This window comes from Pseudomonas sp. DWP3-1-3b3, from assembly GCF_049896305.1.
In the GTDB taxonomy this organism is placed as follows: Bacteria; Pseudomonadota; Gammaproteobacteria; order Pseudomonadales; family Pseudomonadaceae; genus Aquipseudomonas; species Aquipseudomonas azotoformans_A.
In genome coordinates, this window is record NZ_JAFCUA010000004.1 from 265,524 (window position 1) to 279,813 (window position 14,290).

Genomic DNA, 14,290 nt, shown 5'->3' on the forward strand with positions numbered 1-14,290 from the left:
CGCCATGGCCACGACCCAAGCTCATCGCGAAATCCAGGTCACCAGTGTGTTGGGAGCCGACGTGTTGCTGTTCCGGCGCATGCAGGCCCTTGAGGGCCTGTCCCAGCTCAGCGAATACCGGCTGGAGCTGTACAGCGAACGCACCGACCTGAATATCGATGACCTGCTGGCCACCCAGATGACGGTCGCGGTGGACCTGCCCAAGGGCGGCAGCCGCTACTTCAACGGGCACGTCAGCCACTTCGCGTTCACCGGTCGCCAGGGGCGTTACGCCACGTACACGGCGGTGTTGCGACCGTGGCTGTGGTTCCTGACGTTGGCCAGCGACTGCCGGATTTTCCAGGAACTGAGCGTGCCGGACATCCTCAAGCAGGTGTTTGCGCCCTACAGCATTGCGGATGTCGACACCTCGGGCTTGAGCGCCAGCTACAAGGCGCTGACCTACTGTGTGCAGTACCGCGAGAGCGACTTCAATTTTGTCAGCCGCTTGATGGAACAGCAGGGCATCTACTACTTCTTCAAGAGCGCGGCCGGGCGCCACACCTTGGTACTGGCTGATTCTTACGGTGCCCATTCGCCCGCACCGGGGTACGCCCAGGTGCGTTTCATGCCCGCCGAAGACCACGCCATGCGCGAAAGCGAAGTGATCTACGACTGGCGCATGAGTGGCGAGGTGGAACCGGGCGGCTACACCCTGCAGGACTTCGACTTCGAAAAGCCCAATGCCAACCTGTTGGCCAAGTCGACCCTGGCCGGCAGCTACCCGCAGTCGCGTCATGAACGTTACGACTACCCCGGCAAGTACACCGAGCGCAAACAGGGCGAAACCTACGCGCGCACGCTGATCGAGTCGCTGCACACCGGCACCCAGCGCGTCACTGGCGCCACCCGCGCGCGCGGGTTGTTTCCGGGCGCGCTGATGACCTTGACCGAACACCCGCGCAGCGAGCAGAACGCGCAATTCCTGTTGCTGGAGGCGCGTTATCGCTTGTCCTCGGACACCTACGAGCCGACGCCACCGGACCATCCCGAGCCGGTGCTCACCTGCGAGTTCGTTGCCCTGTCGCGCCAGCAGCAATTCCGTGCGCCGTGTGTGTCGCGCAAGCCGCTGATGCACGGCCCGCAGACGGCCATGGTGGTGGGCAAGCACGGCGAGGAAATCTGGACCGATAAATACGGGCGCATCAAGGTGCAGTTCCACTGGGACCGCGAGGGCAAGCGCGATGAAAACAGTTCGTGCTGGATTCGTGTGGCCCAGGGCTGGGCCGGCAAACGCTGGGGCGCGCTGTACACGCCGCGTATCGGCCAGGAGGTGGTGGTGAGTTTTCTTGAAGGCGACCCCGACCAACCGCTGGTGACCGGCAGTGTCTACAACGCCGAGACCCTGCCGCCCTATGCGCTGCCGGAAAATGCCACGCGTTCGACGATCAAGAGCAACTCGTCCAAGGGCGGCGGTGGTTACAACGAGCTGCGTTTCGAAGATAAGAAAGGCGCGGAACAGGTGTTCCTGCACGCCCAGAAAAACCTCGACCAGCGGGTGCTCAAGGACTCCCTGGACTGGGTCGGCGGTGACCGCCATTCAAAAGTCGACAACGACCTGCGCGAGAAAGTCGGCGGTGACCGGCATTCCTCAGTAGGCGGCAATCGTAACGAAAAAGCCACAGGCGCCGTGTCGATGACCGCCGGCACCAACATGATCATCGATGGCAAGTTGAAGACCGGCGTCACTGCCGGCCTCGACGTGCACATCAAGGGTGGCATGAACGTGGTGATCGAAGCCGGGGCGACCATCACCATGAAGGTCGGCACGACCTTTCTCACGATCACCCCGGCGATGATTCTCGCCTCGACCATTCCCATCCCCCTGCCCCAGGCCGGCACTGCCGCGACCGCGCTGGCGCTGTCGGCCGCCACCGGACCTGCCGGCGTGCCGTTGCCGCCCAAGGAGGCCGACGATGGCAAATAACCCTTACAGGAGCCCGCTATGAACCTGATCCTGCTGGTCAAAAGCTACCGTGACCAACCGATGCCCGGCGACGTGATCTGCCGGTTTACCGAGGTGGGTGGCTCCATCGGCCGAGGGCCGGACAATGACCTGACCCTGGACGACCCTGGCAAATACATTTCGCGGGTGCATGCGCGCATCGAACTGCGTGGCGCCGAGTTTTACCTGACTGACACCGGCAGCAATCCCAGCCTGGTCAATGAGCGTCCTCTGGGTAACGGGCGCGAGCGCGTGCTGGAGGAGGGGGATCGCCTGGTGATCGGTGATTACGCCCTGGAAGTGCGCCTGGAGCAGCCAGCCGCTATCGAACCCGAAGATGATGCCCTGGCGACACGGATCCTGCCGCCGTTGTTCGTACCTCCACCGCCGCCCGTGGCCGCGCCGCTGCCACCCCTGGAAGTGCCCCAGCCGTTGGTGCGCAACCCGGAAGTGGTGGTGCCGGTGCTGCTGCATGATGACCTGGCCGGTGCGCGCATCCTGGAGGGCGGCTCGTTGTTTGACGGGGCCATGCCGTTGTCGGACCCGTTGGGGTTGAATCCATCGCTGACGCCGGCGTTTCGCGGCACTGAAAGCGACCACGTGGCGCCGCAGTTGCAGGCGTTCAACGCGCCGTTGTGGCAAGCGGAGCCGCAGGTGATTCCGGAGGATTACGATCCGTTGCTTGGCCTGTCCACCCAACCCACGGTTGCCCCGGAACCCCATGTGGGAGCGGGCTTGCTCGCGAAGAACGATAACGCGGTCATTCAGGAGCAACCGGTCGTCTTGGAGACCTTCGCGAGCAAGCCCGCTCCCACATTGACCGCGTACAACAGTGATGACGCTGTGTTGCATGCGTTGCTCCAAGGCCTGGGCCTCCCCGACCTTCACACCACCCGTACCCCCACGGAGCTGGCCCAGTTGGTCGGCGAAATGCTCCGCGCCGCCACCACCGGCACCATGGATGTGCTCATGGCCCGCGCGCTGACCAAGCGCGAAAGCCATATCGACATGACCATGATCGGCGCCTATTCCAACAACCCACTCAAATTCTTCCCCGACGCCGACAGCGCCCTGACCCAGATGCTCGGTGGCGACTCACCGGCCTATATGCGCCCGGTCAAGGCGATGAACGCCTCGTTCGACGACCTCAAGGCCCATGAACTGGCGGTGATCGCCGGCATGCGCGCGGCCCTTGGCGCGGTGGTGCAGCGCTTTGATCCGGCACGGGTCGAGCAACGCCGCACCACCCATGGCGCGCTGGACAAGTGGATGCCGGCGCGGCGCAAGGCGCGGTTGTGGGATCGCTTGGTGGAGCGCTACGAAGACCTGGCACGGGATGCCGATGAGGATTTGCAGCGGTTGTTTGGTGAGCTGTTTTCCAAGGCTTATGAGGAACAGGTCGCGCGGATGCGCTCTTGAGCGCAGGTCTCTGTGGTGAGCGGGCTTGCCCCGCGCTGGGCTGCGAAGCAGCCCTAAAACAGGCGACCTTATTTGACTGAATAAACGCAGCGTCTGGATTGGGGCCGCTTCGCAGCCCAGCGCGGGGCAAGCCCGCTCACCACAGACAAGCTTGCCAGCATCAGAAACGTATTCAATTGATGAGAAGAATTCATGTCCTGGAATAACAAAGTCGTCTGGTCCGAAGGCATGCTGTTGCAGCCTCAACACCTGCAACAACATGACCGTTTCCTGCAGGCCCAACTGGAAGCCCGCGTCAGTGCCTTGCGCGCTTACAGCTGGGGTTTTTCCACGCTGGAAATCGACCCGCAGCAGTTGGCCATGGGCAAGTTGTCCTTGTTGTCGTTCAGCGGCGTGTTGCCTGACGGCACGCCGGTTGGCCTGCCTTTCGGCGATGAAATGCCGTTGCCCCTGGAGATCCCCGGCGACGCCCGCGATTTGAAAGTGGTACTGGCGCTGCCCAGCCTGCGTCCTGGCGTGTCGGAAGTGGATGACAACCCCAGCTTTGAAAACTTCGCCCGCCATCGCAGCAGCGAGTACGAAGCCTGGGACAGCAATGGCCTGGACAGCAGCGCGTTGATGAGCATCGGCAAACTGCGTCTGCGCCTGGCGTTTGAAGGCGATGTAGTGGATGCCTACACCACCCTGGGCATCGCCCATGTGGTGGAAAAACGTGCCGACAAAAGCGTGGTGCTCGACCGCACTTACTGCCCGCCGTGCCTGGACATCCGTGCCGCCGAACGCCTGGGGGCGTTTGTCGATGAGCTGCTGGGCCTGGTGCAGCAGCGGGTCGAGGCGCTGGCGTCGCGCCTGACTCAACCCGATGGCAGCGGCGCCGCAGAAATCGCCGACTTCCTGCTGTTGCAGGTACTCAATCGCAGCCTGCCGTTGGTGCGCCACTTGGCCGCGATGACCGGCCTGCATCCCGAGCAGTTGTACCGCGACCTCGCGAGCCTGGCCGGTGAATTGGCGACCTTTACCCGCGATGACAAGCGCGCCTCTGCCTACCCGGCGTACCGCCATGCAGCCCTGGCGGAAACCTTCGCCCCGGTGATGCTCGACCTGCGCCGCGCACTGTCGACGGTGATGGATGCGCGCGCCATCGCGATCCCGCTGGAGGAGCGCCAGTACGGCATTCGTGTGGCGGTGCTGCCCGACCAGGACCTGCTGCGTTCGGCCACCTTTATCCTGGCGGTGCAGGCACAGATGTCCGCCGAGAGCGTGCGCAACGGCTTCCCGCCGCAGGTGAAGATCGGCTCGGTGGAGAAGATCCGCGACCTGGTCAACCTGCAACTGCCGGGCATCGGTCTGCGCCCCTTGCCGGTGGCGCCACGGCAGCTGCCGTTCCACGCCGGTTTTACCTATTTCGAACTCGATCGCAGCAGCGAATATTGGCAATTGCTGAGCCAGTCGGCCGGCTTTGCCCTGCATATCGCCGGGGTGTTCCCAGGGCTGGACATGCAGTTCTGGGCGATCCGCAACTAAGGCAAGGTGACTGACGTGAACGACACTTTTGAAGGCGACCCGGATCGCACCCTGCTGATTCCCACTCCAGGCGGACTCAGGGCAGCACCGCCGGTAACACCGGTACAGCGCGAAGCCATGGTGTTGCAGGGCCAGGGGCTCAACCCGCTGGTGCGTGCCGCCAACCCGCTGTTGGACCTGGTGGTGCCGTTGCGCAGTCTCACGGCCATGCCGGATATGGAAAGCCTGCGCCAGCGCCTGATCCAGGCGGTGCAGGCCTTCGAAGCCCAGGCCCGCGCCAGCCAGGTCGACGTGGAAACCGTGGCCGCCGCGCGCTACGCGTTGTGCACCCTGGTCGACGAAACCATCGCCAGCACCCCGTGGGGCGCCGGAGTGTGGGGCAGCCGCAGCCTGTTGGTGACCTTCCACAACGAGGCGTGGGGCGGCGAGAAGTTCTTCATGATCCTGCAGCGCCTGAGCCAGGACCTGCGTACCCATATCGACGTGCTGGAGTTGATGTACCTGTGCATGGCGCTGGGCCTGGAGGGACGTTATCGCGTGCTGGATCGCGGCCTCGATCAGTTGGGGTTGTTGCGTGAACGCCTGCTGCACTTGATCAACCAGCAACGTGGCAATCAGGAGCAAGACTTGTCACCGCGTTGGCGCGGTGCCGAAGCGCCGCAGGCCTCGATGTTGCGGCGGGTGCCGTTGTGGGTGTTGGCGTCGGTGGCGGCGGTGCTGCTGTTGAGTGTGCAACTGACCTACAGCTGGTTGCTCAATCGCGCGTCCGACCCGGTGTTTGCCCAGCTCGGTTCGATCCGTGTGGCTTCGCCGCTCAAGGTGGCGGTGCCGGCCACGCCTGCGCCCGTGCGCCTGGCCGGGTTCCTCGCGCCGGAAGTGGCCCAGGGGCTGGTGGCGGTGAAAGACAGCGCCGACCGCTCGGTCATCACCCTGCGCGGCGATGGGGTGTTCGCCTCCGGCAGTGCCGAAGTGTCGAGCAACTTCGACGGCTTGATCACGCGCATCAGCGATGCCCTGGCTACGGTGCCGGGGGATGTGGTGGTGGTTGGGCATACCGACAACGTGCGGCCCTCGGCGACCTCACGGCTGGGCTCCAACTTTGATCTGTCCCAGGCGCGGGCCAAGACCGTCGCACGCTTGCTGGCGCAACGGGCCGGGCCGGTGGAGCGTTACCGCAGCGAAGGCCGTGGCGAAACCGAACCCTTGGTGCCCAACGATTCAGCGGTGAATCGCGCGCGTAACCGCCGCGTCGATATCACCGTATTGATCCCTTCCCAGGCGCAATAGCCATGAATTTTTCGACGCTGTTTTCGTTGTTATGGTCCCCGGTGGAGCGCTTCATCCTGTGGCTGCTCAAGCCCTGGTTGTTGTCGCTGATCGGTGTGGCCTTGCTGTCCCTGTTGGTGTGGTACGAAGGCCCGCTGCTGGCGTTCAACGGCAGCGAGCCGTTGGCGCCGGAGTCGCGACGCTGGGGTTTGATCGGGTTGTTCGTGTTGGTGTGGGCCGGCTATTTTGCCTGGCGCCTGTGGCGGGCCTGGCGTGCCAACCGTGGCTTGATGGCGGGCGTGGCTGACGCACCATCGGTGGCGCCCGGCGTGCGTGAGTCCCAGGCTGAAGTGGCCGAGTTGGGCGAACGCATGCGTTCGGCCATGGCGGTGCTGCGCAAGGCCAATCCTGGCTGGAAGATGAGCGGGCAGTACCTGTATCAATTGCCGTGGTACATGTTTGTCGGCGCGCCGGGCAGCGGCAAAACCACGGCACTGACCCATTCCGGGTTGCAATTTCCCCTGCGCGAGGCCATGGGCAGCGGTGCCATCGGCGGTGTCGGCGGCACGCGGCATTGCGATTGGTGGTTCACCGATGAAGCGGTGCTGCTCGACACTGCCGGGCGCTACACCACCCAGGACAGCTACACCGAGGTCGACAAGGCCGCATGGGGCGGCTTCCTCGATTTGCTGAAAAGGTACCGCCGCCAACGCCCGGTCAACGGTGTGATCGTGGCCTTGAGCGTCAGCGACTTGCTGCAACAGACCGACGCCCAGCGCCAGGCCCAGGCCGTGGCGATCCGCGCGCGCATCAATGAGCTGTACGAGCGCCTGGGCCTGCGCTTCCCGGTGTATGTGATCATCACCAAGTGCGACTTGCTCGCGGGCTTTTCGGAGTTTTTCGAAACCTTCGGCCGCGACGAACGCGCGCAGGTGTGGGGCGTGACCTTTCCGTTGGCCCAGCCCCCCCAGGTGGAGACGGGCCTGGCGTCGTTCCCGGGCGAGTTCGATGCCCTGGAGCGTCAGTTGCAGCGGCGTGTGCTGGAGCGCTTGCAACAGGAGCGTGACTTGTCACGACGCGCGTTGCTCTACAGCTTCCCGCAACAGTTCGCCAGCCTGGGCGACGGCCTCACGCGTTTTCTCAATACAGTCTTCGAAGCCAATCGCTATCAGGAACCGGCGCTGCTGCGGGGGGTGTATTTCACCAGTGGCACCCAGGAAGGCAGTCCGATCGACCGAGTGCTGACCTCGCTGGCGGCGTCCTTCGGCCTGGGCCGCAAGGTGCTGGCGCCGAATGTCGCCAGTGGGCGCAGTTACTTCATCACCCGCCTGCTGCGCGAGGTGATCTTCAAGGAAGCCGGGCTCGCCGGGGTCAATCACCAGGAACAACGGCGCCGACACCTGCTCGGCCGCGCGGGGCGCATGGCGGCGGGGGTGGCGTTCGTCCTGCTGCTGGTCGGCATGACCATCAGTTATACCCGCAACCTGCAACTGATCGCCGATGCGTCCAATGCCGCCACCAACGTCGCGCAATTGGCCAAGGCACTGCCGGCCGAAGGCGATGTGCTGGTGACCCTGCCGTTGCTGAATGCCGCGCGTGCCTTGCCCAGCGGCTACAGCGACGACGACCGCAGTGTGCCGTTGCTCAGCCGCATGGGCCTGTACCAGGGCAACAAGCTCGGTGCGGGCGCAGTCACGTTGTATCGGCGCTTGCTGCGCAGCACCTTGTTGCCGCATATCGTCGCCAACCTGGAAAACGCCTTGCGACGTGGCGATGCGAGCAATCAGGAGTTTCTTTACGAAACCTTGCGCGCCTACTTGATGCTCGGCGAACGGCAGTTCTTCGACGCGCCGTCGGTGCAGGCCTGGGTCGATGTGGACTGGCGTCGCGAACTGCCCCAGGCCACGCCCGCGCAGTTGCAGCAGCTGTCGGAGCACGTCACGGCGCTGCTGGAGGCCGACGACGAGGCCGAGCCGGTGCAACTGGACAGCGCGCTGGTGGCCAAGGTGCGCCTGGCGTTGGCGAGCATGCCGTTGTCCCAGCGCATCTATAACCGGGTGAAGCGCCAGGTCGACCAGCAACACCTGCCCGAGCTGAGTGTGAACAGTGCGGTGGGGCGGGATGTTTCGTCGTTGTTTACCCGCGCCAGTGGCGAGCCGTTGTCCCGTGGGGTGAGTGGCGTCTACAGCATCGCCGGCTACCGAGAACTGACCCGCAGGACCCCGCAGGCCGTGGCTGAGATGGCCAAGGACAGTTGGGTGCTGGACCGCCAGGAGTCGGCGCAGATTGCCGGCGCCAACCCGGCCATGCAGGCGGCGGTGCTGGAGCTTTACTACGCCGATTACATCCGCCAATGGGACAGTTTCCTCGCGGATGTGCACCTGGCACCGTTGACCAGCCTTGGCCAGGCCTCGTTGGTGACCAATGTGCTCGCCGCCAGCGATTCACCGTTGCGCGCGTTGCTGGTGGCGGTGTCGAAGGAAACCACGCTGGAGGGGGCGTTGACCTCGACCACAGTCAAGGACACCGATCAGCGCGTGCGCGACAAGATCGCTGCGGCCACGCAAAAGCTGCAATCGGCGCTGGGCGGCGATAACCCGGCACCGGTGGCGGACGCGTCGACCAACCCGGTGGACCCGCATTTCGCTGCGCTGCATCGCCTGGTGGGCAACGGCGCCGGCCCGCAGCCGGTGGATGAGGTATTGGCGTCGTTGAAGGACGCCGGGCAATTCTTTGACAGCGCTGACGCCGCGCGCCGCAGTGCTGCGCCGGCACCTTCCAACGAGGTGTTGGGGCGCTTGAAACGCTCGGGTGACACGCAGCCTGCGCCGTTGTCGACGTTGCTGCGGGATGTGGAATCGGGGGGGACGGCGCTGACCCTTGGCAATGAAAAAGCCCGGTTGAATGCACTATGGGAGGCGAGCGGCGCACCGTTCTGTCGGGCGGCCATCGATGGGCGTTATCCGCTGGTGCGCAGCACGGCCCGCGATGCCACCGCCGATGACTTCGGCAAGTTTTTCGGCCCCGGTGGGTTGATGGACGATTTTTTCAGCAAGAACCTTGCGGCGTATGTCGACATGAGCGGCAGCCAGTGGCGCTGGCGTTCAACTGGCGTGACGCCGCTGAATATCTCCCAGGATGTACTCAATCAATTCCAGCGTGGCGCCAGGTTGCGCGATATGTTCTTCGTGGCCGGTGCGCGCCTGCCGTCCATGCGCTTTGACTTGAAACCCCTGGGGGCAGACCCGGCACTGAGCAAGGTCACGCTGGATATCGATGGCCAGCCGGTGGTGTTTGACGCCGGGACTGTGCCCGACTTTGCCAGTATCTCGCTGCCCAGCGGCAGGTCCGGCGGCCTGGTGCGCCTGGACGCCACGCCAGGGCTGGCCAGCCCACTGCGCAGCGACGGCCCCTGGGGTTGGCTGCGCATGATGGACAAGGCTGTGGTGAGCACCCAGGGCGAACAGTTGCAACTGACCTTCAACCTGGAAGGCCATCGGGTGGCGTATCTGCTGCGGGCTAGCAGTGTGATCAACCCGTTCCGCCGCGACAGCTTCGAGCCGTTCCATTGCCCGGGCAGCTTTTAGGAAACCACCATGAATGGATTTTTCGGCAAGGTTCCCAGCCTGGGAGACTTTGTCAGTCGTCGCTTGGCACCGGAATTCCTTGGCCCGTGGGACGCCTGGTTGCAGGCCGGTTTGCAGTGCAGTTATGAGCGTCTGGGCGAGCAATGGCTGGAGGTGTACCTGTGCAGTCCGATCTGGCACTTTGCGTTGGCGGCGGGTGTGTGCGGTGAACAGGGCTGGGCCGGGGTGATGATTCCCAGTGTGGATCGGGTGGGGCGCTATTTTCCACTGACCGTTGCTGCAGCAGTTGGAGACGTGCTGCTGTTGGATGCGACCTGGCATGGTGAGGTGGAGCGCTTGGCGTTGTCCGCCCTGGGCGAGGCGTTTTCCCTCGAGGTATTTGATGAGTCGGTACAGGCGTTGCCATTGCCCACGCTTATCGAACGAGCAGATCCCGCCATGCGGGTGTTGTTCTGGAGCGAAGGTTCCCCCCACGTTGCGCCGACGCGTTGGGAAGGGGAGGGATTGCCTGATGCAGAGACCTTCGCCGACATGCTCGGCGGCCCATGGCCCTGAATGAAAAAGCCCCGAACCTGTCGGGGCTTTGCTGATCAACCCAATGCAGCAAGTTGCGCCACGGTTTCCGGGAAACGTGCCACCAGGCGGATCAGCGTAGCAGCCTGGGCGTTCGGCTTGGCCCGGCCTTGCTCCCAGTTTTCCAGGGTGCGGGTGTTGGTGCGCAGGTACATGGCGAACACCGACCGGGAGAGGTTGAGTTGTTGGCGCACCGCGACCACTTCCTCGGCGGTGAGTGGCGCCAGGTTTTTGAGGTGAACCTTGTGGGTTCGCAGGGTGACTTTGCCTTGACGTTCGTCTGCCAGGGCATCGAAGCCTTCGACCAGTTCGGAAAAGATTTCACGTTTCATGATGTGTTCTCGCTTTGATTTCCCTGTCCAGCAGGTGTTTTAGGGCTTTTTTGTGCTGTGGTGTCAGGTCATCCTGTTCGTGCTTGCCGTACAGGGTGAACAGCCAGAATTGCGTGCCGCCCGACCACCAGTAGTAAATGACCCGCAGGCCACCGCGCTTGCCTTTATTGCGTCGCTCATCGACGAAGCGAACCTTGCGCAGTCCGCCTGTTCCCTCGATCACATCTCCTGCTTCCGGGTTTTTCATCAACTCTTGTTGAAAACCCTGGAAAAGCTCGTCACTCAGATAGTCCTTGCGATGCCGCTCGAAGGCCGGCAGTTCGATAAATAGAGCATCCATGTTTTGTACGTAGCCTGCGTATAGTTTGGTGGCCCACCCGCGATGGGTCAAGTGACCCTGCTGTGGGAACTTTCCTAAAACGCAGACACCATACGGCGGCCTTCATCGAGTAGATGCCGGATGAAGAGGCAGATGGCTGAGGAAATTTCCGCGAATAGGGGAGGGTAAAAGCCACTCCCCCAGAAACGCAAAACGGCGCCCGAAGGCGCCGTTTTGTTGACTGCATCCCGCTAAGCGATCAAACGCCCAGCACCGCGTGCTGCACCAGGGTGAGCAACGGTTGTGGGTAAACGCCCAGGAAGAACGCGAGCAGGGCGATGGCCAGCAGCATCACGCCGCCTGCCTTCTGTTCCCAATGCAGCTCGGCGTCCACACGGCGCAGGTTTGGCTCGATCAGGTACAGGGTGACCATCACGCGCAGGTAGTAGAACACGCCAATCGCGGAGCCCAGTACCAGGGAGGCAACCAACCACCATTCGTGGGCTTCAACACCGGTGGCGACGATGTAGAACTTGCCGATGAAGCCCGCCGTCAGCGGAATACCGGCCAGGGACAGCATCATCACGGTCAGCACGGCGGTCAGGTACGGACGGCGCCAGAACAGGCCGCGGTATTCGTACAGGGCGTCGGCGTCACGGCCTTTGAATGGCGAGGACATCAGCGTGATCACGCCGAATGCACCCAGGCTGGTGATCACGTAGGTGACCAGGTACACGCCCATGGCTTCCACGGCCAGGCCTTTGCTCGCCACCAGGGCGATCAGCAGGTAGCCGAAGTGCGCGATGGAGGAGTAACCCAGCAGACGCTTGAGGTTGTTCTGGGTCAGGGCCAGGAGGTTACCGAACAGGATCGACGCAATGGCGATCACGGTCAGCACGGTGCTCAGCACGCCGGTGTTGGCAGCAGGGGAGATCTGGAACAGACGCACCATCACCGCAAACACAGCAACCTTCGACGCGGTGGCCAGGAACGCCGCTACCGGCGCCGGGGCGCCTTCGTACACGTCCGGGGTCCACAGGTGGAACGGCACCAACGACAGCTTGAACGCCAGGCCGATCAACATCATGGCCAGGCCCAGTTGGGCAATCGGCGCAGGCATGTGGGTGGTGGCCAGGGCGTGACCGATACCGGTGAAGCTCAGGCTGCCGGCTTCGGCGTAGAGCAGGGCCATACCAAACAACAGGAACGCGGAACCGGCCGCCGACAGCACCATGTACTTGATGCCGGCTTCCAGGGAGCGCTTGTTGAAGAAGGCGTAGGCCACCAGGCCGTAGGTCGGGATCGACAGCAGTTCCAGGCCGATGAACAAGCCCGCCAGGTGCTGTGCGCTGACCAGCACGATACCGCCGGCCGCAGCCAGCAGGATCAGCAGGTACAGCTCTTCCTTGTTGCCTGGGTAACCGGTGCCGCCTTCGCCCATGTAGGCGTGGGCGAGGGTGACGCACGCCAGGGTCGCGACCAGGATCAGCGCGATATACAGCAGCGCGAAGTCATCCACCATCATCAATGGCGTGACCGCCAATGGCGCGACCTTGAGGGCCGGGATGATCGACAGCAGGGCCAGGTTCAGACCGGCACAGGACAGCAGGAACGTTTGCGAGTGATTGCGGCGCCAGGCGATTGCCAGCATCACCACCACGATGGTGAGGCTGGTAATCAGCAGCGGCGCAAGCGCGATAAAGTGTTGGATCGTGAATTCCATAGCGCTCTTACCGGGCCGAAGCGAGTTGAGAGAAGGCGGTGCCGAACCACTGCTGCACGCCATGCATCGTCGCGGCAGAAGTGTCCAGGAACGGTTGCGGGTACACGCCGATGTAGATCAGCAGCACCGCAAGGCCGAGCACCATGATCAGTTCGCGAGCATCCATCCCTTGCAGGACGGTGTCGGACTTGGCCGGGCCGAAGTAGGCGCGGTGGATCATGATCAGCGAGTAGACCGAACCAAACACCAGGCCGGAGGTAGCAATCGCACTGATCCACGGTGTTTGCACGAATGCACCCATCAGGATCAGGAACTCGCCGATGAAGTTGCCGGTGCCCGGCAAGCCCAGGGACGCGGCGGCGAAGAACAGGCTGATCGCCGGCAGGTACGCGATGCGCGACCAAACACCACCCATTTCACGCATGTCACGGGTATGCAGGCGCTCGTACAGCTGGCCACTCAGGATAAACAGGGCAGCGGCCGAGACACCGTGGGCCAGCATCTGGATCACGGCGCCTTGCAATGCCAACTGGCTGCCGGAGTAGATGCCGATCAGTACGAAACCCATGTGGGAAACGGACGAGAAGGCAATCAGACGCTTGATGTCGGTTTGCGCGAAGGCCAGGAACGCACCGTAGAAGATCCCGATCAGACCCAGGGTCATGGCGATCGGTGCGAACTCGGCCGAGGCATTCGGGAACAGCGGCAAGGCGAAACGCAGCAGGCCGTAGGCAGCGGTTTTCAGCAGGATACCGGCCAGGTCCACGGAGCCAGCGGTCGGCGCCTGGGCGTGAGCGTCAGGCAACCAGGAGTGGAACGGCACCACCGGCAGCTTCACCGCGAACGCGATGAAGAAGCCCAGCATCAGGATGTACTCGGTGGTCAACGACATCTTGGTTTTCAACAGGTCGGCGTAGTTGAAGGTAATCACGCCGGTGTTGTTGAAGTTGACCAGTACCAGGCCCAAGATCGCCACCAACATGATCAGGCCGGAAGCCTGGGTGAAGATGAAGAACTTGGTCGCCGCGTAGATCCGGGTTTTCTTGCCGTCCGAAGAACTGTGACCCCAGAGCGCGATGAGGAAGTACATCGGTACCAGCATCATTTCCCAGAAGAAGAAGAACATGAACAGGTCGAGGGCGAGGAACACGCCGACAACGCCGCCCAGGATCCACATCAGGTTCAGGTGGAAGAAGCCCACGTGACGCTGGATCTCTTTCCAGGAGCAGAGTACCGAGAGGATACCCAGCAGGCCGGTCAGCAGGATCATCAACAGCGACAGGCCGTCGAGGGCCAGGTGCACGTTGATGCCGAAGCGCTGGATCCACACGTGCTTGAATTCAAGCGCGAAGGTCGGATCGACACCCGGTGCCGGAGCAAATGAGTAGTCGCCATGGGCCCACAGCCAGAGGCCAAGAGCGAGTTCCAGGGACATGGTCAGCAACGCAATCCAGCGGGGGAGGGTGGCGCCGAAGCGTTCACCCATCCAGCAGAGCAGGCCGCCGATAAAGGGGATCAGGATTAGCCAGGGCAGAATCATGACAGGCTCGTTTCCTTTCGCAG

The 14,290-nt window shown here is 63.2% G+C and carries 10 protein-coding genes; 6 read left to right on the top strand and 4 right to left on the bottom strand.

The annotated features are described in order from the left end of the window. Positions 1–4 precede the first annotated feature (4 nt). The 6 genes from ACP7BX_RS14445 to tagF all read left to right on the top strand — a co-directional run bounded on the left by ACP7BX_RS14445 (position 5) and on the right by tagF (position 10,335). A complete protein-coding gene (locus ACP7BX_RS14445) occupies positions 5–1,966 on the top strand; it encodes a type VI secretion system Vgr family protein (RefSeq protein ID WP_426160796.1) in 1,962 nt (653 codons plus the stop codon). 18 nt (positions 1,967–1,984) lie between these two features. Beyond that, on the top strand, positions 1,985–3,403 hold the full coding sequence (gene tagH / locus ACP7BX_RS14450; protein WP_426161298.1) for a type VI secretion system-associated FHA domain protein TagH: 1,419 nt from the start codon (positions 1,985–1,987) through the stop codon (positions 3,401–3,403). Between the two features lie 192 nt (positions 3,404–3,595). Continuing rightward, a complete protein-coding gene (tssK, locus tag ACP7BX_RS14455; protein ID WP_426160793.1) occupies positions 3,596–4,927 on the top strand; it encodes a type VI secretion system baseplate subunit TssK in 1,332 nt (443 codons plus the stop codon). Positions 4,928–4,942: 15 nt separating this feature from the next. Next, positions 4,943–6,214, top strand: coding sequence for a type IVB secretion system protein IcmH/DotU (icmH, locus tag ACP7BX_RS14460; protein ID WP_426160792.1), 1,272 nt, complete (start codon positions 4,943–4,945; stop codon positions 6,212–6,214). A 2-nt stretch (positions 6,215–6,216) separates the two neighbouring features. Continuing rightward, a complete protein-coding gene (gene tssM / locus ACP7BX_RS14465; RefSeq protein ID WP_426160791.1) occupies positions 6,217–9,780 on the top strand; it encodes a type VI secretion system membrane subunit TssM in 3,564 nt (1,187 codons plus the stop codon). 9 nt (positions 9,781–9,789) lie between these two features. Continuing rightward, on the top strand, positions 9,790–10,335 hold the full coding sequence (gene tagF, locus ACP7BX_RS14470; protein ID WP_426160789.1) for a type VI secretion system-associated protein TagF: 546 nt from the start codon (positions 9,790–9,792) through the stop codon (positions 10,333–10,335). A gap of 35 nt (positions 10,336–10,370) precedes the next feature. On the opposite strand, the gene ACP7BX_RS14475 is transcribed toward tagF, so the two are convergent. The 4 genes from ACP7BX_RS14475 to nuoM all read right to left on the bottom strand — a co-directional run bounded on the left by ACP7BX_RS14475 (position 10,371) and on the right by nuoM (position 14,267). Continuing rightward, a complete protein-coding gene (locus tag ACP7BX_RS14475) occupies positions 10,371–10,685 on the bottom strand; it encodes a helix-turn-helix domain-containing protein (protein WP_033896843.1) in 315 nt (104 codons plus the stop codon). Then, on the bottom strand, positions 10,675–11,025 hold the full coding sequence (locus ACP7BX_RS14480; RefSeq protein ID WP_038850296.1) for a toxin: 351 nt from the start codon (positions 11,023–11,025) through the stop codon (positions 10,675–10,677). The genes ACP7BX_RS14475 and ACP7BX_RS14480 overlap by 11 nt, the downstream gene beginning before the upstream one ends. Before the next feature lie 238 nt (positions 11,026–11,263). After that, positions 11,264–12,727, bottom strand: a complete 1,464-nt coding sequence (nuoN, locus tag ACP7BX_RS14485; protein ID WP_016974944.1) for an NADH-quinone oxidoreductase subunit NuoN — start codon at positions 12,725–12,727, stop codon at positions 11,264–11,266. 7 nt (positions 12,728–12,734) lie between these two features. Next, positions 12,735–14,267 carry an NADH-quinone oxidoreductase subunit M gene (gene nuoM, locus ACP7BX_RS14490; protein ID WP_010209575.1) on the bottom strand — a complete coding sequence of 511 codons (1,533 nt, stop codon included), beginning with the start codon at positions 14,265–14,267 and terminating at the stop codon, positions 12,735–12,737. Positions 14,268–14,290 lie beyond the last annotated feature (23 nt).

Bases quoted from the DNA above. Each gene is read 5' to 3' on its own strand.
- nuoN (WP_016974944.1), bottom strand. From the start codon at position 12,727: ATGGAATTCACGATCCAACACTTTATCGCGCTTGCGCCGCTGCTGATT.
- ACP7BX_RS14475 (WP_033896843.1), bottom strand. From the start codon at position 10,685: ATGAAACGTGAAATCTTTTCCGAACTGGTCGAAGGCTTCGATGCCCTG.
- ACP7BX_RS14480 (WP_038850296.1), bottom strand. From the start codon at position 11,025: ATGGATGCTCTATTTATCGAACTGCCGGCCTTCGAGCGGCATCGCAAG.
- tssM (WP_426160791.1), top strand. From the start codon at position 6,217: ATGAATTTTTCGACGCTGTTTTCGTTGTTATGGTCCCCGGTGGAGCGC.
- tssK (WP_426160793.1), top strand. From the start codon at position 3,596: ATGTCCTGGAATAACAAAGTCGTCTGGTCCGAAGGCATGCTGTTGCAG.
- tagF (WP_426160789.1), top strand. From the start codon at position 9,790: ATGAATGGATTTTTCGGCAAGGTTCCCAGCCTGGGAGACTTTGTCAGT.
- ACP7BX_RS14445 (WP_426160796.1), top strand. From the start codon at position 5: ATGGCCACGACCCAAGCTCATCGCGAAATCCAGGTCACCAGTGTGTTG.
- nuoM (WP_010209575.1), bottom strand. From the start codon at position 14,267: ATGATTCTGCCCTGGCTAATCCTGATCCCCTTTATCGGCGGCCTGCTC.
- tagH (WP_426161298.1), top strand. From the start codon at position 1,985: ATGAACCTGATCCTGCTGGTCAAAAGCTACCGTGACCAACCGATGCCC.